Annotated in this window: 20 protein-coding genes; 8 read left to right on the top strand and 12 right to left on the bottom strand. The window is 36.4% G+C overall.

The features are described 5' to 3' along the window. Positions 1–181 precede the first annotated feature (181 nt). The 3 genes from MHB70_RS04405 to MHB70_RS04395 all read left to right on the top strand — a co-directional run bounded on the left by MHB70_RS04405 (position 182) and on the right by MHB70_RS04395 (position 2050). Entirely contained in the window at positions 182–616 is a 435-nt protein-coding gene (locus tag MHB70_RS04405; RefSeq protein ID WP_001016837.1) for an HIT family protein, read from the top strand. Between the two features lie 216 nt (positions 617–832). Next, positions 833–1195, top strand: a complete 363-nt coding sequence (locus tag MHB70_RS04400) for a YtxH domain-containing protein (RefSeq protein WP_000030306.1) — start codon at positions 833–835, stop codon at positions 1193–1195. Positions 1196–1492: 297 nt separating this feature from the next. Continuing rightward, a complete protein-coding gene (locus tag MHB70_RS04395) occupies positions 1493–2050 on the top strand; it encodes an HTH-type transcriptional regulator Hpr (RefSeq protein WP_000834919.1) in 558 nt (185 codons plus the stop codon). Positions 2051–2055: 5 nt separating this feature from the next. Here the strand turns inward: MHB70_RS04395 and MHB70_RS04390 are convergent, their stop codons facing one another. Beyond that, complete coding sequence (locus tag MHB70_RS04390) at positions 2056–2391, bottom strand: DUF1878 family protein (RefSeq protein ID WP_000383648.1); 336 nt, start codon at positions 2389–2391, stop codon at positions 2056–2058. Positions 2392–2509: 118 nt separating this feature from the next. Here MHB70_RS04390 and MHB70_RS04385 point away from each other — a divergent pair, with 118 nt between their 5' ends. The 5 genes from MHB70_RS04385 to MHB70_RS04360 all read left to right on the top strand — a co-directional run bounded on the left by MHB70_RS04385 (position 2510) and on the right by MHB70_RS04360 (position 7993). Continuing rightward, a complete protein-coding gene (locus MHB70_RS04385) occupies positions 2510–2704 on the top strand; it encodes a hypothetical protein (protein WP_000172690.1) in 195 nt (64 codons plus the stop codon). Between the two features lie 424 nt (positions 2705–3128). Continuing rightward, positions 3129–3992, top strand: a complete 864-nt coding sequence (gene prsA, locus MHB70_RS04375; protein WP_000710079.1) for a peptidylprolyl isomerase PrsA — start codon at positions 3129–3131, stop codon at positions 3990–3992. A gap of 378 nt (positions 3993–4370) precedes the next feature. After that, on the top strand, positions 4371–6704 hold the full coding sequence (gene helD, locus MHB70_RS04370) for an RNA polymerase recycling motor HelD (RefSeq protein ID WP_001035451.1): 2334 nt from the start codon (positions 4371–4373) through the stop codon (positions 6702–6704). Positions 6705–6789: 85 nt separating this feature from the next. Then, positions 6790–7353: a hypothetical protein gene (locus MHB70_RS04365; protein ID WP_061529382.1), complete on the top strand. Its 564-nt coding sequence runs from the start codon at positions 6790–6792 to the stop codon at positions 7351–7353. A gap of 475 nt (positions 7354–7828) precedes the next feature. Continuing rightward, entirely contained in the window at positions 7829–7993 is a 165-nt protein-coding gene (locus MHB70_RS04360; protein WP_000561154.1) for a hypothetical protein, read from the top strand. A gap of 199 nt (positions 7994–8192) precedes the next feature. Here the strand turns inward: MHB70_RS04360 and glpD are convergent, their stop codons facing one another. The 11 genes from glpD to MHB70_RS04305 all read right to left on the bottom strand — a co-directional run bounded on the left by glpD (position 8193) and on the right by MHB70_RS04305 (position 18850). Continuing rightward, positions 8193–9875 (bottom strand): aerobic glycerol-3-phosphate dehydrogenase, encoded by a 1683-nt coding sequence (glpD, locus tag MHB70_RS04355; protein WP_000672820.1) that lies wholly within the window; start codon positions 9873–9875, stop codon positions 8193–8195. A gap of 133 nt (positions 9876–10008) precedes the next feature. Beyond that, the gene (glpK, locus tag MHB70_RS04350; protein ID WP_000759975.1) at positions 10009–11499 is read right to left on the bottom strand and encodes a glycerol kinase GlpK; all 1491 of its coding nucleotides are present in this window, start codon (positions 11497–11499) and stop codon (positions 10009–10011) included. 12 nt (positions 11500–11511) lie between these two features. Next, positions 11512–12333 (bottom strand): glycerol uptake facilitator protein GlpF, encoded by an 822-nt coding sequence (gene glpF, locus MHB70_RS04345; RefSeq protein WP_001272191.1) that lies wholly within the window; start codon positions 12331–12333, stop codon positions 11512–11514. A gap of 227 nt (positions 12334–12560) precedes the next feature. Continuing rightward, the gene (gene glpP, locus MHB70_RS04340) at positions 12561–13121 is read right to left on the bottom strand and encodes a glycerol uptake operon antiterminator GlpP (protein ID WP_000394289.1); all 561 of its coding nucleotides are present in this window, start codon (positions 13119–13121) and stop codon (positions 12561–12563) included. Positions 13122–13218: 97 nt separating this feature from the next. Next, positions 13219–13668, bottom strand: a complete 450-nt coding sequence (locus tag MHB70_RS04335; RefSeq protein ID WP_000577654.1) for a helix-turn-helix domain-containing protein — start codon at positions 13666–13668, stop codon at positions 13219–13221. A 220-nt stretch (positions 13669–13888) separates the two neighbouring features. Continuing rightward, entirely contained in the window at positions 13889–14089 is a 201-nt protein-coding gene (locus MHB70_RS04330; protein WP_000404439.1) for a sporulation YhaL family protein, read from the bottom strand. A gap of 80 nt (positions 14090–14169) precedes the next feature. Next, positions 14170–15042 carry an alpha/beta fold hydrolase gene (locus MHB70_RS04325; RefSeq protein WP_061529383.1) on the bottom strand — a complete coding sequence of 291 codons (873 nt, stop codon included), beginning with the start codon at positions 15040–15042 and terminating at the stop codon, positions 14170–14172. A 241-nt stretch (positions 15043–15283) separates the two neighbouring features. Then, a complete protein-coding gene (locus MHB70_RS04320) occupies positions 15284–15532 on the bottom strand; it encodes a hypothetical protein (protein WP_000725083.1) in 249 nt (82 codons plus the stop codon). After that, on the bottom strand, positions 15532–16620 hold the full coding sequence (locus MHB70_RS04315) for a response regulator aspartate phosphatase (protein WP_061529384.1): 1089 nt from the start codon (positions 16618–16620) through the stop codon (positions 15532–15534). The genes MHB70_RS04320 and MHB70_RS04315 overlap by 1 nt, the downstream gene beginning before the upstream one ends. A gap of 252 nt (positions 16621–16872) precedes the next feature. Further along, entirely contained in the window at positions 16873–17850 is a 978-nt protein-coding gene (locus MHB70_RS04310) for a ring-cleaving dioxygenase (protein WP_001072583.1), read from the bottom strand. A 55-nt stretch (positions 17851–17905) separates the two neighbouring features. Further along, positions 17906–18850, bottom strand: coding sequence for a ring-cleaving dioxygenase (locus MHB70_RS04305; RefSeq protein ID WP_000272968.1), 945 nt, complete (start codon positions 18848–18850; stop codon positions 17906–17908). Between the last annotated feature and the right edge of the window lie 111 nt (positions 18851–18961).

Raw genomic sequence — 18961 nt, 5'->3', positions numbered from 1 at the left:
TTAGCCGATTTACCATGCATTTCTTAAATAAATGGGGTGTCTGCGAAACGTAAATTACGATAATGCTTTTTCAATCCCTCTTCAGAAAACAGGAAGCTGACTCAGCTTCCTGTTTTTCGTGTTTGTTCTCTTATGTAATTATGGTAAAATACGGCTAAGGATATTTGAAAGGATGAGATCAATGAATCATACAGCAGACAATTGTATTTTTTGTAAAATCATTGACGGGCAAATCCCTTGCTCAAAAGTATACGAAGATGAACATGTGCTTGCATTTTTAGATATTAGTCAAGTAACAAAAGGACATACTCTTGTTATTCCGAAAGTTCACAAACAAGACATTTTTGCGTTAACGCCAGAAATCGCATCACACATTTTTTCTGTCGTTCCAAAAATCGCAAATGCGATTAAAGCAGAGTTTAATCCAGTTGGCTTTAACCTACTTAACAATAACGGTGAAAAAGCTGGACAAACTGTGTTCCACTTCCACCTTCATTTAATTCCACGCTACGGTGAAAACGATGGTTTCGGTGCCGTTTGGAAATCACACCAAAATGAATATACAATGGAAAATTTACAAAACATCGCAAACACAATTGCAAATAGTGTGAAATAGTGACACTATAAGAAGACGTAATACATAAAACAAGCCAATTCCCCGAAGTAATTACATATTGCAAGGCTTGTTTCTTCACTCCATATACCGGGGTATACTTTTCTGTGCATAGCGCACTTACAAGAAGGAAAAGTTCTCTTTTCTTTCTCTTGTTTTAAAGATATGCATACTATTTCACATCATGAATACGAACGAAAAATAAGGAGGTCTCTTTTTATGTCAAAAGCTAAATCCTTTATTACAGGTGTCCTTTGCGGCGGAGCAGTTGCTGGATTAGCAGTTCTTTTCTCTACTCCTTCTTCTGGCAAAGCCATGCGCGGCAAGTTAAAAGAAAAAGGAAATGATATTAAAAAGACTTTAGCTGATATTACAGCTGATACAAAGTTATTAAAGCGTCAAATCGTTGAAACTGCTTCAGAAGGTAAAGAAGTGTTTCAAGAATTAAAAGACGACATGCAAGACACGCTTTCTAACTGGAAACAAGATATTTCTCAAAACAAGCGCCATATTGAAAAAGAAATTTTGGACATTCAAAAGTCAATTGAGAAACTACAAGAAGCTGTTCCAGAAAAAGCGTAAACAAATTCCTGCTTAGTTTTTGCATATAACAAATATTTTTTATATAAATTGACCTTAACACGGCATATCACATAGATATGCCGTGTTTTTATGCATTTACAATATATGTTAGCCGTTAACATGTAAGGACAACACATGTACTCACGACTCATAAACCGCTTCCATAGTTATGCATGATTTGTATAGAATGTCATTTTTTTAAAAAATTTTCACAATTCTCACAAAAAGACTTTATTAATTTTTATTTTACTGGCATAATAGATAGTAATGAAAAAGAATGTTAAAGTGGGTGAGTAAATGAAAAGTGGAGAAAAAGATTACTCGGTAAAAGAAGCGATGATTTTCAGCCAACGCATTGCTCAATTATCGAAAGCGTTATGGAAATGTGTAGAGAAAGATTGGCAAATGTGGATTAAACCTTACGATTTAAATATTAATGAGCATCATATTTTAACAATCGCTTATCATTTAAAAGGGGCTTCTATTTCTGAGATTGCTAAGTTTGGAGTTATGCACGTATCAACGGCGTTTAACTTCTCGAAAAAGCTTGAGGAACGCGGCTATCTTGTATTCTCGAAAAAAGAAGATGATAAACGAAATACGTACATTGAAATTACAGATAAAGGGGAAGAATTACTACTTCGCTTAATGGAGGAGTATGACCCTGAAAGTAATTCAGTGTTTAATGGGGCTCTTGCACTTCGTAATTTTTATGGGAAGTTCCCAGAAAATATCGAGCTGATTGCTATCTTGCGCAATATTTACGGACAAGACTTCATCGATATTTTTGAGAAATCATTAGAAGATATTGAGGAGAATTTTACGGAATCCGATCAGAAGTTAGTTAAGAAATAATCTATTTATTTTTTCGCACTCATGCGTAAGAATTCATTCATAAGTGGGTTAAATAAACCTTGTTTTGCTAGCGCTTCCGCAGTTTCGTTTACTTCGAGCTGATGTGGAAGCGCTTTTTCAAATTGATCTAACAGCGCATCGAACAATAAAAGGCCTTCTGCTTTCTCCGCTACATATTGTTCGTTCAATGTTTCACAAAGTTTCAGTATACGTTCAATATCTTTTTTACGGGCTTTTTTCTTTATGATTAAAGAATAAAATGGACACTTTTCTTCATCAATCATTTTAAATAGTAGGTCTACGTAGTATTCAGCTTGTTCTAATCTTCTAACAACGTCCATTTTCTCCCTCACTTTCTAACACAAAGTCTTCTATTTCTGAATTTTATAACACGAACAAAATATCGTATGATACAATATATAAAGTATATGTATTTTAGCCAAAAGGAGGTCTCGCCTCATGACACTTATAACAGTTGTTTTTGTCGCATTCGCACTTCTTGTTATATTTTACACGAATTTCATGACACATACACTGTGTGAACGAAAACAAATAGCTGCGAGCCGCCAGCCCGGTGTCTTTCGGGTTATTAATGTATGTATAACAATTTTATTAATTTCTAGTTATATAGAAATTATATTTCATGGAAAGTGAGGAAGGAAAGCCCCTTCCTCACTTTTTTCCTCTATAAGCAAATTATACCTACTATAACCAATAAAATAAACAGTACAAGTAATAAAATAAGTTGAGAATTCATCCCCATCCCCTCCTCTATTCTGTATATGCGGCATCCGCCCAATATGGCACACTTTCAAAATCTGACACGATATGGTTAATTTTTCTTTATCAATATGAAAACGAGTCGAAATATGATATATTAAACTTTGTACATATTGCTTATACTATAGAACAAATAACATCCATCAAAACTTTATCCTCAGCCTCGGTAAGCCCTGTTAAGCGCGCTTTAACAATATAAAAAGCAAAAGTATCAGTGAGACTTAATCGGGCTCTTATGAACTTAAGTTCATTGGTGTAGGATAAATTAAAAATACATAATAGTAGGAGTGTTTATTGAATGAAGAAAGCTATGCTTGCCTTAGCCGCAACAAGTGTAATCGCATTATCAGCATGTGGAACATCATCATCAGACAAAGTTGTTACTTCTAAAGCTGGTGATATTACGAAAGAAGATTTCTACAATGAAATGAAGCAAAAAGCTGGTAGCCAAGTCTTACAAGGTATGGTTATGGAAAAAGTACTTATCAAAAACTACAAAGTAGACGACAAAGAAGTAGATAAAAAGCTCGATGAAACGAAAAAACAAGTTGGTGATCAATTCGATACACTGTTAAAACAACAAGGTATGAAAGAAGAAACATTTAAAAATATGTTACGTGCTCAATTAGCTCAAGAAAAAGCAATTGAAAAAACAATCACTGATAAAGAACTAAAAGAAAACTACAAACCTGAAATTAAAGCAAGCCACATTCTTGTAAAAGATGAAGCTACTGCGAAGAAAGTTAAAGAAGAACTTGGACAAGGTAAATCTTTCGAAGAGTTAGCGAAACAATACTCTGAAGATACTGGTTCAAAAGAAAAAGGCGGAGACTTAGGATTCTTCGAACATGGTAAAATGGTTAAAGAATTCGAAGATGCTGCTTATAAACTGAAAAAAGATGAAGTAAGCGAACCTGTAAAAACACAATTCGGTTACCACATCATTAAAGTTACAGACATTAAAGAGCCAGAAAAATCATTCGAACAATCTAAAGCTGACATCAAAAAAGAACTAATTGCGAAGAAAATGCAAGATGGCGCATTCATGAACGATCTTATGATGAAAGAAATCAAAAAAGCTGACGTAAAAGTTGACGATAAAGATTTGAAAGATCTTTTCGAAGAGAAAAAAGCTGACGAGAAAAAAGAAGAAAAGAAATAATGAAATAAAAAGCTCGGGCTTAGGCCTGAGCTTTTTTGTATACCCTCTTCTCTCGGGAGTTATATCCAGATTCGGTAAATGAAATTATATAGTTGGTCCTCTGAATGAATTATATCGGCGATTTTCGAAATATATCGACTTACCGACAAAAAACGACAACAAGCGTGACTCCCTCTACAAAAACAAAAAAACCTTGATCCACGTAGCATGGAACCAAGGTTTATCTTATTATCATTGATTAAATGAAAAAACTATGTTAAATTAGTACAGAAACACATTTTACAAAACGCAAAGAACGTATTTATCCGTATCTTAATTGTACACCAAAACACATCTTCAGTCAACCTCTATTTTTCACTTTTAAAGGAGTGCTACCGTATGAACAAAAAACTTGATCTAGAGCAAAAAAGATTGGATACCGTAATCGAAACGATTACGCAGCAAATTGATAAACTGGAAAACGAAACTGGCAGACGCCGGGCAGAAGTAATCCATATTCGTAAACATTTCTGGGATGACGTGAAAGTGAATACTGATACTTTTGATGATTATCTTGAAACAGTTATCAACTTAAGGCAACAAGCTCAGTCCCTTGCTGTAACACAAATTACACATAAGCACACTTTCAATCGACTCGCTGCACTAAGACGTATGCATAAAGCCCCTTACTTCGGACGCATTGATTTTACAGAAGAAGGTGAACCTGCCGCAGAGGAAATTTATATCGGCGTCGCTACGCTTACCGATGCTAGCGGAGAAAACTTCCTCATATACGACTGGCGCGCACCTATTTCGAGCGTTTATTACGACTATCCACCAGGACCAGCTGAATACAAAACACCAGGAGGCGTAGTTCGCGGTAATGTGGAGAAAAAATTACAGTACATTATTCAAAATGGCGAGATTGATTCTATGTTCGATACGAGCCTTACAATTGGCGATGAAATTCTGCAACAGGCGCTTGGAAAAGGTACGAATAAACATATGCAAAGTATCGTCGCTACGATTCAGCGCGAGCAAAATGAAATTATTCGTCACGATGAAGGCCGACTCCTTATCGTGCAAGGAGCTGCTGGTAGTGGTAAAACGTCAGCTGCCCTGCAACGTATTGCCTATTTACTATATAAATATCGCGAATGGCTAAAAGCGGACCAAATTATTCTCTTCTCCCCTAACTCTATGTTCAACAGTTACGTATCTAACGTACTGCCAGAACTCGGCGAAGAAAATATGCAGCAAGTCACATTCCAAGAATATTTAAACCATAGACTAAGTAAATCGTTTGATGTTGAAGATCCTTATGAACAACTAGAATATATGCTAACTGAAACGAATAGCCCTGCTTATAAAACGAGAAATGCGAGCATTCGATTTAAAGCATCTACTCAATTTTTCGAGATGATTAGAGCGTACAGACAATCTCTTGAATCTTCAGGCATGCTATTTAGAGGAATGAAATTTAGAGGGAAATTGATTGCCTCTGCTAAAGAAATTACAGAGCAATTTTATAATACGGATTCCTCCCTCCGCTTCCATAATAGAATCGAGAAGTTAACGGATTGGCTAAACAAACAAATAGACGCAATCGAAAAAACAGAACTGAAAAAGCCATGGGTAGAAGAAGAAATTGAATTACTTAGTAAAGATGAATATCAAAAAGCTTATAAATACTTACAGAAAAAAGGCGAGTTTGAAGATAACTCCTTTAATGATTATGAGAAAGAAACGAAAGTACTTGGACGTATGATTGTCCGTAAAAAATTGAAGCCGTTACGTAAAGGCGTTCAAACATTACGTTTCATCAATTTTACAGGCATATATAAACAACTCTTCACAGATGCATCATGGGTTACTGGAGAAAAGCCAAAAGAATGGGACGACATTTGCTCATTAACTGTGAACATGCTTGATGAAGGAAAATTATATTACGAGGATGCGACTCCATTTTTACTTTTAAAAGAACTAATTGAAGGCTTCCAAACGAATAGATCGATTAAACACGTACTCGTAGACGAAGCGCAAGACTATTCTCCGTTTCAGTTCGAGTTTTTAAAACGTCTCTTCCCTGCCGCAAAAATGACAGTGCTCGGAGACTTTAACCAAGCGATATTTGCCCATGCGAGTGAAACAGTGAACTTCAATACACTTACTAGCTTATACGGACCCGATGAAACGAACGGCATCAACTTAACTCGTAGCTATCGTTCCACAAAACCGATTATTGAATTTACACGCGCTCTCGTACCGCAAGGAAAAAACATTAACGCATTTGAACGTGACGGTGAGAAGCCTACAGTAACGAAAGTAGCGAATGATAGCGAACTGCACGACTGTATTTCTTCCAAAGTTGCTGAACTTCAAAAACAACAGCATAATACAATCGCAATTATATGTAAATCCGCAGCTGAAAGTGCCGCTGCCTACGAAGCACTTAATCATATCGAGAATATTAAACTCGTGAAAAGTAACTCCGCCGAGTATGAGCAAGGTATTGTCGTGATCCCGGCTTACTTAGCGAAGGGTATCGAATTTGACGCTGTTATTATTTATAATGCTTCTAAAGATGTGTACAGTGATGAGAGCGTTCGTAGATTGTTTTACACTGCTTGTACGCGAGCTATGCATGAATTACAACTTTATAGCGTTGGCGAGGTTAGTCCTTTTATACTCGGGGCTGCTTCAGAGAGCTTTGAACTTATTACAACACCTTGATACGAATCAAGGTGTTTCTTTTTTATGCAGGATTTACAACTTCAAAATAGAATATATCATTTTAGAAAAAATAAGGAGTGGAAAAATGAATCATTATTTCATTGCTATTTATGACGGTGAGTTTCCTACCGAAAAATTACATACCATTTTACAATTGAACCCCACTTTTATTGATTTAAACGTCCGCACCATTTCAATTTCATCACCAACACTTTTCACATTAGTAGTTGGAGAAGAAAACGATGCACTCACAACTGGACTTACAGATAAATACCACTTATTAACGAAGGAATTACAAGCACTTGAGCAGCAAGAAAAGTACTGCTACGTATACGATTATAAAATTAGAAAGACCATCGAGAATCCTACCGAAAAATGCTTTCCATTAGCAAAAATCAATATAAACGTTACGAATTTCCATCAGATGATTCAAAAAGTAAAAGATTTAAAATACCCTGTATTTGCAGGGTATAAAGTCATTTCTCATGATTCGGATATACTGACAATTGATGTACTTCTTTCTTCTCATTTATTAGATCCTAACACTTCTGAAAAAGATGCGGAAGAATACGCCTATTTACAACAACTAGCTGAATCAATCTCTCGTTCTGAATTATGTACTTCTATAAAAGCAAGTGCACTTATTTAAACACGAAAAGAGGGTTATTTATCATAACCCTCTTTTGCTATCTATTTACGTTTGTACTTAATCAAAATAGTGAATTCTTTTTACATATAACAAAAACACCTTGATCATCATCAAGGTGTCCTCTTTATCTTCTATTTCAAACATCTCTACTGTTAATTCATCCACACTATTTCCTCCTTCCCATATATTAGACGCCGCACTCTATGGAAAAGTTTTATACATTCATAAAAAAAAGAACGGTTAGCAATGTCCATACCGTTTTTTGAACTCTTAATTTTTCTTTACTATGAGTAAAATCAATCTTTATTTGCTCATCGCCCCCTCACTTTACACACGAATGAGTCATTTATTTTTACATATATGTCTTGTCCCTTATTTTGAAAAATAATACAATTAAAAAGTAACTTACTAACGCTATAACTAGTAGGTGTGGTAATCATCTCTTCCATTTTGAAAAAAGGGGGGAGGTGATAATATGATCGCGATGTTTGTAATTAAATTAGTGTATGGTATCCTAACCGGAGCTGGCGTTGTCATCGGTAGAAGATACGTCGGTCCGTGGCTAATTTCTGTATACAAAAAAGCGAGAACCACCCTGCTTCGTGGAAAAGGTAAGGGCGGTTCTCGGCTAAAACGTTAATGTAATTGTCTTATAACCGCACCTACTACCACCACAATAGCAAGTTAGGTTACACAAGGCAGAAGTTTCTCAGGCTTCTGTCTTCTTTATTTTATGCAAAATCCATACTATATACTCTATCATCATTGTAACACATTTTATTTATTTTTAGTCAAGAGAAAAACCACCTAAAGGGCTCTCCTTCAGGTGGTTCTCTATTTTAAGCTAACGCAGCTGCCTGCTCTTGTTGATCTACAGGAATTACAGCGTCTGTTAATGCTTTTTCTAATTCTGCTGTGTATTTCATTTGTTCTTCTTTGCTCCAGCCTAGTTTCGCAGCCATGTAGTTGATTACTGCTTCTTTCCACTCGTATACCCAGTGGATGTTGAAGAATACAGCACCTCTGCGGCGTACGAAGAAGTCTACTGGTTTTGCTGTCATTTCGTAATCCATTGCGTATACAAGTGGGATTAGAACGTCAAGCGGCATGTTATATTCTTTCGCTTCGTCTTTATGTTTTTTCGCTAAGTCGAATAGTACGTCAACGTTAGAGCCGTAGAATTTCGCGAACTCTTCTGCTTGCGCTTTCGTTAAACCAGATTTCGTACCTTCGTCTGCTTTTTTCGCAACGAATGCTGGGAATCCGTGTGAACCATCTACATGTCCACCAGAGATTGGCATATGTTTCGTGTCACTCTTCGGATATGCACTATGACCTTCTTTTTGTAGTAAGTTTGTTACGTAGTCTACTACCATCTCAGCCATTTTGCGGTATCCTGTTAATTTACCACCAGCGATTGTAATTAAACCAGATTCAGAAGTCCAAATTTCATCTTTACGAGAAATTTCAGATGCATTTTTACCTTCTTCATAAATTAATGGACGTACACCAGCCCAGCTTGATTCAACATCTTTTTCCGTAATTTTCACGCTTGGGAACATGTAGTTAATCGCATTAATAATGTATGTGCGATCTTCTGTTGTCATGTGTGGTACAGCTGCATCTTTATCATAGAACGTATCTGTTGTACCTACGTATGTTTTTCCGCCACGAGGAATCGCGAACACCATACGTTTATCTGGTGTATCGAAGTAAATTGCTTGACCTAATGGGAAACGTTTTTGATCAATTACTAAGTGAACACCTTTTGATAACTGAAGTACTTTTCCTTTTTTCGAGTTATCTTTTTCACGAAGTGTATCTACCCAAGGACCAGCTGCGTTTACAATTTTCTTACCGTAAACTTCGTACACTTCTCCGTCTAGTAAATCGATTACACGTACACCGCATACTTTTCCATCTTTATATAAGAAACTGTCTACTTTTGCGTAGTTAACAGCTTTCGCACCATGCTCAATTGCTTCTTTCATTACTTCAATTGTAAGACGCGCATCGTCTGTACGATATTCTACGTAGTAACCGCCGCCTTTTAATCCTTCTTTTTTCACAAGAGGCTCTTTGTTTAATGTTTCTTCACGGTTAAACATTTTTCTGCGCTCGCTTCGTTTTACACCTGCTAAGAAGTCGTATACACGAAGACCAATTGATGTACTGAATGATCCGAACGTACCGCCTGTATGGAACGGAAGTAACATCCACTCTGGTGTTGTTACATGGGGACCGTTCTCATATACGATCGCACGCTCTTTCCCCACCTCTGCTACCATTTTCACTTCAAGTTGTTTTAAATAACGTAGACCACCGTGTACAAGTTTCGTAGAACGACTTGATGTACCTGCTGCAAAGTCCTGCATTTCAAACACAATTGTTGATAACCCGCGTGTTGCCCCATCTAATGCAATACCAGAACCAGTAATACCTCCACCAATTACGATCACATCTAACTCTTGTTTATTTACTCCGTTTAATACGTCTTTACGTTGTTTACTTGAAAATTTCATGGTAATTCCTCCCTTTGATAACGAAAAAAGAGACCACGAACTCCGCTATAGATTTCGCCTCTATAGCGTGTTGTGGTCTCTCCAAATCTCCTACCGAATTATTAACTTGTCATCATTATAACACTGTTTATGATTATTTGAAAGCTTTTGTTGCTTCAATTGCTTTTTTCCATCCAGCATATAGCTCTTCGCTTGTTTCCGCTTCCATCGTTGGTTCAAAGCGTTTGTCCATATGCCACTGCGCTTTAATTTCATCTTGGTTTTTCCAATATCCAACCGCAAGACCTGCTAAGTATGCTGCACCTAAAGCTGTCGTTTCATTGATCACTGGACGCTCTACAGGAACTTCTAAAATATCACTTTGGAACTTCATTAAGAAGTTATTCTTAACTGCTCCGCCATCAACGCGTAATGTATTTAGTTCGATACCTGAATCTGCTTCCATTGCACAAAGTACATCTTTCGTTTGGTATGCTAAAGATTCTAGCGTCGCACGAATGAAGTGCTCTTTCGTCGTACCGCGTGTTACGCCAAACATAGCGCCGCGTACTTCACTATCCCAGTAAGGTGTTCCGAGTCCTACGAATGCTGGTACAACGTATACACCATCAGTTGATTCAACGCGTGATGCGTACACTTCACTCTCACTTGCATCTTTAAACATGCGCATTCCGTCACGTAACCACTGAATTGCAGAACCTGCTACGAAAATACTTCCTTCTAATGCGTAGTTTACTTTACCATCTAAACCCCATGCAATTGTTGTTAATAGACCGTGCTCAGAAGCTACTGCTTTTTCACCTGTGTTCATTAACATGAAGCAACCAGTTCCGTAAGTATTTTTCGCCATACCTTCACCGAAACAAGCTTGTCCAAATAATGCTGCTTGCTGGTCACCAGCTACACCTGCAATCGGTATATTTTGACCGAAGAAGTGATAATCAATTGTTTCACCATATATTTCAGATGATGGACGTACTTCAGGAAGCATGCTCTTTGGTACTGTTAACATGTCTAGAAGCTCATCATCCCACTGTAAGTCGTGAATGTTAAACATTAATGTACGTGATGCATTTGAGTAGTCTGTTACGTGCGCTTTACCACCAGATAGTTTCCATACAAGCCACGTATCAATTGTTCCGAATAATAACTCACCGTTTTCTGCTTTTTCTCTTGCACCTTCAACGTTATCTAAAATCCATTTTACTTTCGTACCAGAGAAGTATGCGTCAATTAAAAGACCTGTTTTTTCACGAACCATTTCGCTATAACCTTTTTCTTTTAACTCATCACAAATCTCCATTGTTTGACGAGATTGCCATACGATTGCGTTATAAATTGGTTTACCAGTCGTTTTATCCCATACAACCGCTGTTTCACGTTGGTTCGTAATACCGATACCTGCGATTTGCTCTGGTTTTACATCCGCTTCACTTAAGCAAGTTGCGATAACTGCTAAAATAGATCCCCAAATTTCTTGTGCATTATGTTCTACCCAGCCTGGCTTTGGAAAATGTTGCGTAAATTCTTTTTGAGCTGAATGAACGATTTCCCCTGCTTTATTGAAAAGAATTGCGCGTGAGCTAGTTGTTCCTTGGTCTAATGAAAGAATATATTTTTTCATATCGGTTTCCCCCTATGCTACTTTTCTATTATTTGTAGTGCTTCCACTTTTTTTACTTGTCATATATGAGATTGCTAGTACAACCACAGTTGCAATAATTACATAAATAAGTGCTGAATTTTGTTTTCCTTCAAATACAACTTGATGGAATAAACCTGCAAGTGATCCACCTAAAATCGGACCAACTACTGGAATCCATGCATACTTCCAGTTTGAACCGCCTTTTCCTGCAATCGGAAGGAAGAAGTGTGCAATACGCGGACCTAAATCACGAGCCGGGTTGATTGCGTATCCTGTTGTTCCACCTAATGATAAACCAATACTTACAATTAAGAAACCTACGATAAATGGATTTAATCCATCTGCAAATTTATTTGCTCCAATTGCTAATATACCAAATACTAAAACGAATGTTCCAATCATTTCACTTAAAAGGTTTGCAAATGTGTTCGGAATTGCTGGACCTGTTGCAAATACGCCTAACTTTGTTCCTGGATCTTCTGTTTCTTTCCAATGTGGTAAATAGTGTAAATATACGATAATTGCCCCGATAATTGCCCCAATCATTTGTGCTGCGATATAACCTGGTACGTCACTCCATGGGAACGCTCCCTTAAATGCTAGTCCTATCGTTAAAGCTGGATTCAAATGTGCCCCACTAATTGATCCAACCGCATACGCTGCAACCGCTACCGCTAAGCCCCAGCCCATTGTAATTACAATCCAACCAGAATCTTTCGCAAACGACTTCTTTAAACTTACACCAGCACAAACGCCGCCACCAAGTACGATTAACAACGCTGTCCCTATTAATTCCCCTAAAAATGCTGACATAAAATCCCTCCACAATCAATTTAAATGCTTTCAAATGTGATAGAGGTAAAATGAATGGCCATTCGTTTTTTTCAAAAGAAAAAGATCCACAGCTTACACGCTTCTATATAAAAGTATATAGAAACAATGAAATGTGGATCTCTTCTTTTCTCCGTCACGTTTATTAACTTGTCTATAATGTTAACCGTTAATGAAAGCGGTGTCAACAGAATCTTTTCACATTTTCGTCACTTTTTTTGGTAATGTTTCCATAATTCTTTTTTCGATGTCGTAATCGCTGTCGCACCAGCATGTAAAGCTCTTTCAACATCCTCCACAGTACGAATAAAACCACCCGCTAAAATCGGTACACCTGTACGCTCTTTCACTTCAGCGATCACATCCGTTAGCGCACCAGGAAGCACCTCTATATAATCCGGTTTCGTCTTTTCTAACAAATTACAGCTCTTTTCCATCGCACTAGAATCAATCAAAAAGATGCGTTGAATGGAGACGACACCCTTTTGCTTCGCCTTCATAATTACGCTCGCCTTTGTTGACAATAACCCGTACGGTTTATATTCTTGGCATAAAAACTCCGTCGCATGCCCATCACTTTGTAACCCATGGATCAAATCAACATGTAAAAACACCTTTTTACCGTGTTGCTTCGCGAGTGAAACAACACTCTTCAATTGACCAACATGAATATCTAAAATAACAATATATTCATACGAACTATGTAATAGCTTTTCCAAGTCTTTAATTTGCCTCACTGCTGGCAAAATCTTTTGTTCATGAAATTCCATTCTAAATGTCCCCTTCTTTATATCATCCTATCCTTTATAGTACACAATTTATATGAAAAGAACAGCTAGTGTAGGGAATTTCTTTCAAACCTTTCCTCTATTTATATCTTTTCTTCAACTTATCAGAAACCGTGCCACCTACGATCATTAATATAAGAGGTAGAAAGTTCATCATATACGGTGCGTCTGCTACAATTGTAATGCTCGCTCCTGCAAACTTATTTAACATCCACACAACGATTTTTGTAACAAACAAAAATACGCCCATTATAAATAAACTATCAAAAAACACCTTCCATTTTGGATATGCCAATTGCTTACTATCTTCAATAACTTTCTGTGTCAACTCTTCATCACTCCTCAATAACTCATCAATCGTAATACCGAACAGATCGCTTAAATGAATAATAATTTCAATGCTCGGATAGTTCTTTCCTGTTTCCCATTTCGAAACAGACTGCCTACTTACATGAAGTTTTTCAGCCAAATCATTTTGCGACCAATTTCTTTTTTCCCTTTCTTCTTTTAAACGCTCGCTAAAAATCATACTGCGTTTATCACCTCTCTACGCCTAGTATGGTCAAACAAATGATGAAGAGTAAAGCTAGTTATCGTTGCATAACCTACGCAACTTATGCGTTACACCTTAACATAGAGCCATTGCGCACTTTATGTCATGCAAATTTTTATATTTTTCTTCTATAATAATTTCCCGAACAATAAAAAGAAGAGAAACTAAACTCTTTTCTCTTCTTCAAAAGTTTCTATTAAAGTAATACCGAATCCTTATCACTATCCTGATTACGTTTCTCACGCTCTTCTTCTAAACGTTTCATATATACTTCGCCTTCTTTTTCAATAAACTCATTATCCATCTCTTGCTCTTTTTTTGAAGTATATAAAACCATGTAGCCACTTAGTACAATCCCAACAATTACAAGATAAACCCACCATGGTAAAATTTCCAAATCACTTCATTCCTTTCTTTAGACAAGCCTTATTAGTTTCACTGTATGAGGAAAGAAGTGGATTTATGCTTAAAAACTTTTTATTGTGGATGCTTTGAGAAAAATGCTTGTACATATTCCATAAATTCGATTGGCTCTTGGCGGAACGGAGCATGGTATCCTTTTTCAATAATATGAAATGTACTATTTGTAAATAACTGATGATACAGCTCACCGTTTTTCCAAGAAACGCTCTTATCATGTCGTCCCCATATAATTAAAGTCGGTACTTTAATTTTATCGGCCTCCATCGCAATGCGGCGCTCTCTCATTTTCGTAAGCTGATCGTAATGCTCTTTATCATCACGACTATTTTTCACTTCATTTTTATTATAATCCGTAATCTCTGTTACTGTTTGAAGATCCGTTGATAAGGGCGACACTTCATAACTTTCTTTTTGCTGGAAAGACTCGATTCCTGTAGAATCCGCCAAAACGAGATGTGTCACTGCGTCCGGATATAAATACGCTAAATTAAGGGACATCTCTCCCCCCATCGAATGACCAAGTACCGCAAACTGATCGTATCCGAGCTTCTTCATTAACTTATAATATAAATTTACTTGCGCAGGAAACGAATACTGAAAATCAACCGGCTTAGAAGAACGCCCAAATCCTAAAATATCAACTGCAATAATCGTATGATCTCTCGCAAGTTCCGGATATATATCACTAAACCCATCTGAAGAACCACCAAATCCATGAAGCATAAGTAAAGGCGGCTTCCCCTCACCAATTTGCTTAAAGTAAATCGTCTGCCCATCAATCTGTGCCATACTCTCTTTCGTATTCAGCTTCATCATAACAGTATCTTTCACTTCTCTAACCTTCGCAATCGGCTTATCGACGAAGTTACATACTACTAACAAAACGAGCACAATACCGCTAATCATATAAAACTGAAACCGTTTCAAAATTTCCGTCTCCTTTCTCATGTTGCTATTTAAAGTTTTTACATTTTTTGGTTGTTTTATGATTGATTTTTAATTGTAACTGAATCAGTTACAATTATATAAAAAAAATATAACTCATCTCTATTACTGATGGTTACTTTGTAACTATTATAGTTACATATTAAAAGTAAGTCAATTCTTTTCTCTGCATGGCCAAAAAATAAAGAAGGGACTTCCATATGAAGTCCCTTCTTTATTTTTATTATAGTTGGCTTACTCCGCCGCCGTCGCCTCTATTATCTGCAGGTGCTCCACCCGTGTCTCCAATGTTAACGTAGTCTGGTCTTGCTGGTGCTCCACCTGTATCTCCCTTATTAAAACCAGAATACTCTGGTCCTGCTGGCGCTCCACCTGTATCTCCCTTATTAAGAGCAATAGCATTAAAATCATGGGAACCTAAAACTGAGAAAGTAAATGCAAATCCAATTACTGTTAACACAATTTTTTTCATTACTTTAACGCCCCTTTTGTCATCTGTTTTTGCCTCGCTTCTTTACTCATACGATAATATTTACTAGCCTTTTCATGATTGTTTATATCATAAAATTTATCTGCTAAGCGTTCTGTATATTCCTGAATACAGTCAAATAACTCTTCTCTTTCAAAGTAAGAAATACCTGCTATAACAACCTCTTCTAATGCATCAATATTTGTATTCATTTCATTTAAAACCATGAATCGGTATTGATATTCTTGATTCTTCAACTGATTACAAATATGCAATCCTTTACTTATTATGGCACTCGCTTTTTCAAATTCTTTTATTTTTAAATATTCATCAGCCTCCAAGTACAGTGCCCTAAAATGATTAGGAGCTTTCTTTGTTACTTCGGATAAATGGCGAATGGCTAACTCAGATAAATTCTGATTTGCATATAGCAACCCTAAGTTATTTCTAACCATTAAAATATATTTTTCATGATTAATTTGTTGAAAAACATTTAATGAATTATTAAATATCTCCTCTGCTAACTCAAATTGATTTAAATCAACATAGCATAACCCTAAAATATTCTCACATAAGGCAAAATTAATCTCATATCCTGATTGCTTCATAAAATCTTCTTTTGCCTTTTTCAAATAATCAATCGCATTAATTTGTTGATAGGAATGATAATGAAAGTTCCCCATCCGATAATTAAACTCTGCATGCTCTATCGGATCTGCAATATATTTCAATAACTTCTCAGCTTTTTCATACTGTTCTTTCGCTTCGTTATAATTTGAAATTAATGTACAATGAAATCCTTTAAAGAAGTGATAGTAATACGCTAGAAAGCCTTCTGTCGGAATTCCGAAAGATTCTACTTTATCAAAACTATCTTCTCTAACTGCAATCCAATCAACTAATGCATCATATCTGAATTTCAATAACGCATGATAAAGCGATACATCTTGATCCACTTCCAAACCACTAATCTTACTATCAATCTCCTCTTTCATTTCTGTAGCTTTCTCTATATGTTGCTGCAACATTACACGATACCAATCATCTAAAAAATGTTTCATTTGCTCCTTCGTTACTACATCTGCTCCCATACCTCGCGTCCCCCTTGCCCCAATTTATAAATTTGGGATATTTATACAATTATTCAAATTGTATATCATCGCCCATTAGCATGTATTGAAAAATTATTATCAGAATTTTTAATATTTTATTGTTATTATACTAAACATTTCCTATTACAAAACTTGAGAAATAATTATCAGAATTTTTATCGACCAATAAAAAAGCAAGCAATTTCAGCTATTCGCTAAAACTACTTGCTCTCCTACTTATTATCTCTATTTTTACTCTTTAATAAATTCCTTTGTACTTCTCACTGTATCAATTGGACGAACTAATTTTTCAATTTCTTCACGTTTTGGCTCTAGGAATGGAGGTAAAGATAATTTTTCTCCAAGTGTTTCGTATGGCTCATCTCCCATAAAACCAGGACCGTCTGTTGCGAATTCAAATAAAATTTGCGGTGCAACTCTTGCGTATAATGACTCGAAGAAGTGACGATTTACATAACCAGATGAAGGGAGACCAACGCTACCTATTCTTTCAATCCATTCTTCTAATACAGCGCGATCTTCTACACGGAATGCAGCATGGTGAACTGTACCAAAACCTTGTTGTGCTTCAGGAAGAACTGTATTATGTTCTACAATGACAGATGCACCGTTTCCACCTTCATTCACTTCAAATAAATAGAATTCTCCTTCTTGAGCAATCTCTTTAAATAATAGAACTTTTTCTAACACTTCTTTAAAGAAACTAAAGTTTGCGATACGAATAAATACAGGTCCTAAACCAGTAATTGCATAGTCTAATGGCACTGGCCCGTTTTGCCATGGTGTACCTGATTCTACCCCTTTATCAACTTCATCCGAGATTAATTGATAGTGTTGATCATCAAAATCAACGAAAGAAAGAGTTTTCTTACCAAATTGCTCTTTAATTCCTGTATGTTCCACTTCAAGACGATCAAAGCGTTTCACCCAATATGATAATGCTGCATCCGTTGGAACACGGAATGAAGTTTTTGAAATTTCATTTGTACCGTGTACTCCTTTTGGAACACCTGGGAAGTCAAAGAATGTCATATCTGTTCCGGCACTACCTTTATCATCTGCAAAGAATAAATGGTACGTTTGAATATCATCTTGGTTTACCGTTTTTTTAACTAAACGCATTCCTAAAACATGAGTGAAAAATTCATAGTTCTTTTCTGCACTACTTGTAATCGCTGTAACGTGGTGAATTCCTTTTAATTGGTTCATTTTCTATTCCTCCAATGGTTTTCATTTATATATTAAATTTGTATTTTTTCTTCTATTACTTCTCTTCAATCGGAGCTAAATTTGCTTCAATTTCTGCTCGCTGATCTTCTAAGAATGGTGGTAAATCAAGTTTTTCTCCTAAATGCTCCACATCTCCATCAACTGTAAATCCTGGTCCATCTGTCGCAATTTCAAATAGAATTCCGTTTGATTCACGGAAATATAAGCTTTTAAAATAGAAGCGGTCGATGATTCCTGAAGAATGGAAGCCTCTTTGTTTCACCTGTTCTTCCCAATAGGCAAGCTCTGCATCGTTTTTCACACGAATTGCTAAATGATGAATACTACCGCGGCCCGGCTTTTCAGAAGGACCATCTAAATATTTCACAACGATTTCTCCAAAGGCCTCTCCTTTTATAGACTGAAAAATTGCTTCTTCATCATTTCGGCTAACCTCTGTGTAACCAAACATTTCTGTAAGTGTACTCGCCATTTTATCAAGTCTACGCACTGTCATTTCCACAGCACCCATTCCTTGAATTTGATGCTTTGCAGGAACTTCTGATTTCTCCCACGTTTCCCAATGCTTCACTTTTTCGCCGTTTGAAACGAGTAGTACGAAACGAAGTCCTTCAAAATCCTCAAATTTCAAAGCAGGACGATTTGCATATGTTGTCATTTCACTATGTTCCACACCAAATTCCTCAAATCGTTCTTTCCAGTATTGCAAACTGTCCTCTGACGGAACGAGTAATCCAATTCGAGTAATCGCATTCGTACCACGATATGTTTTTCCTACTAAAGGAATTTCAAAAAATGATAGCTCCGTACCTGGGCTTCCTGTCTTATCTCCGTAAAATAAGTGATACATTGACGGATCGTCTTGATTTACCGTCATTTTCACACGACGTAAACCAAGCACGTTTTTATAAAAGTGATTATTTTCATTTGCGTTTTTCGTAACCATTGAAATGTGATGATGCCCTTTAATTTCATACATCGGTCATTCCTCCGTTTCATTTTACTAGTCAAGTGATAACCAAAAAAATAATATGCTTCTTAGCTTTTCAATTTATTCTCATTATGTTTTTATAACTTAGTCGTAGTTTTT

This window comes from Bacillus sp. FSL M7-1020 (assembly GCF_038050415.1).
Taxonomy (GTDB): domain Bacteria; phylum Bacillota; class Bacilli; order Bacillales; family Bacillaceae_G; genus Bacillus_A; species Bacillus_A toyonensis.
The sequence above is the reverse complement of the archived record's forward strand: the minus strand, read 5'-3'. Positions and strand labels throughout refer to the sequence as shown.

Excerpts from the sequence above, each read along its gene's own strand:
- MHB70_RS04405 (WP_001016837.1), top strand. The coding sequence starts at position 182 with ATGAATCATACAGCAGACAATTGTATTTTTTGTAAAATCATTGACGGG.
- MHB70_RS04400 (WP_000030306.1), top strand. The coding sequence starts at position 833 with ATGTCAAAAGCTAAATCCTTTATTACAGGTGTCCTTTGCGGCGGAGCA.
- MHB70_RS04395 (WP_000834919.1), top strand. The coding sequence starts at position 1,493 with ATGAAAAGTGGAGAAAAAGATTACTCGGTAAAAGAAGCGATGATTTTC.
- MHB70_RS04390 (WP_000383648.1), bottom strand. The coding sequence starts at position 2,391 with ATGGACGTTGTTAGAAGATTAGAACAAGCTGAATACTACGTAGACCTA.
- MHB70_RS04385 (WP_000172690.1), top strand. The coding sequence starts at position 2,510 with ATGACACTTATAACAGTTGTTTTTGTCGCATTCGCACTTCTTGTTATA.
- prsA (WP_000710079.1), top strand. The coding sequence starts at position 3,129 with ATGAAGAAAGCTATGCTTGCCTTAGCCGCAACAAGTGTAATCGCATTA.
- helD (WP_001035451.1), top strand. The coding sequence starts at position 4,371 with ATGAACAAAAAACTTGATCTAGAGCAAAAAAGATTGGATACCGTAATC.
- MHB70_RS04365 (WP_061529382.1), top strand. The coding sequence starts at position 6,790 with ATGAATCATTATTTCATTGCTATTTATGACGGTGAGTTTCCTACCGAA.
- MHB70_RS04360 (WP_000561154.1), top strand. The coding sequence starts at position 7,829 with ATGATCGCGATGTTTGTAATTAAATTAGTGTATGGTATCCTAACCGGA.
- glpD (WP_000672820.1), bottom strand. The coding sequence starts at position 9,875 with ATGAAATTTTCAAGTAAACAACGTAAAGACGTATTAAACGGAGTAAAT.
- glpK (WP_000759975.1), bottom strand. The coding sequence starts at position 11,499 with ATGAAAAAATATATTCTTTCATTAGACCAAGGAACAACTAGCTCACGC.
- glpF (WP_001272191.1), bottom strand. The coding sequence starts at position 12,333 with ATGTCAGCATTTTTAGGGGAATTAATAGGGACAGCGTTGTTAATCGTA.
- glpP (WP_000394289.1), bottom strand. The coding sequence starts at position 13,121 with ATGGAATTTCATGAACAAAAGATTTTGCCAGCAGTGAGGCAAATTAAA.
- MHB70_RS04335 (WP_000577654.1), bottom strand. The coding sequence starts at position 13,668 with ATGATTTTTAGCGAGCGTTTAAAAGAAGAAAGGGAAAAAAGAAATTGG.
- MHB70_RS04320 (WP_000725083.1), bottom strand. The coding sequence starts at position 15,532 with ATGAAAAAAATTGTGTTAACAGTAATTGGATTTGCATTTACTTTCTCA.
- MHB70_RS04315 (WP_061529384.1), bottom strand. The coding sequence starts at position 16,620 with ATGGGAGCAGATGTAGTAACGAAGGAGCAAATGAAACATTTTTTAGAT.
- MHB70_RS04310 (WP_001072583.1), bottom strand. The coding sequence starts at position 17,850 with ATGAACCAATTAAAAGGAATTCACCACGTTACAGCGATTACAAGTAGT.
- MHB70_RS04305 (WP_000272968.1), bottom strand. The coding sequence starts at position 18,850 with ATGTATGAAATTAAAGGGCATCATCACATTTCAATGGTTACGAAAAAC.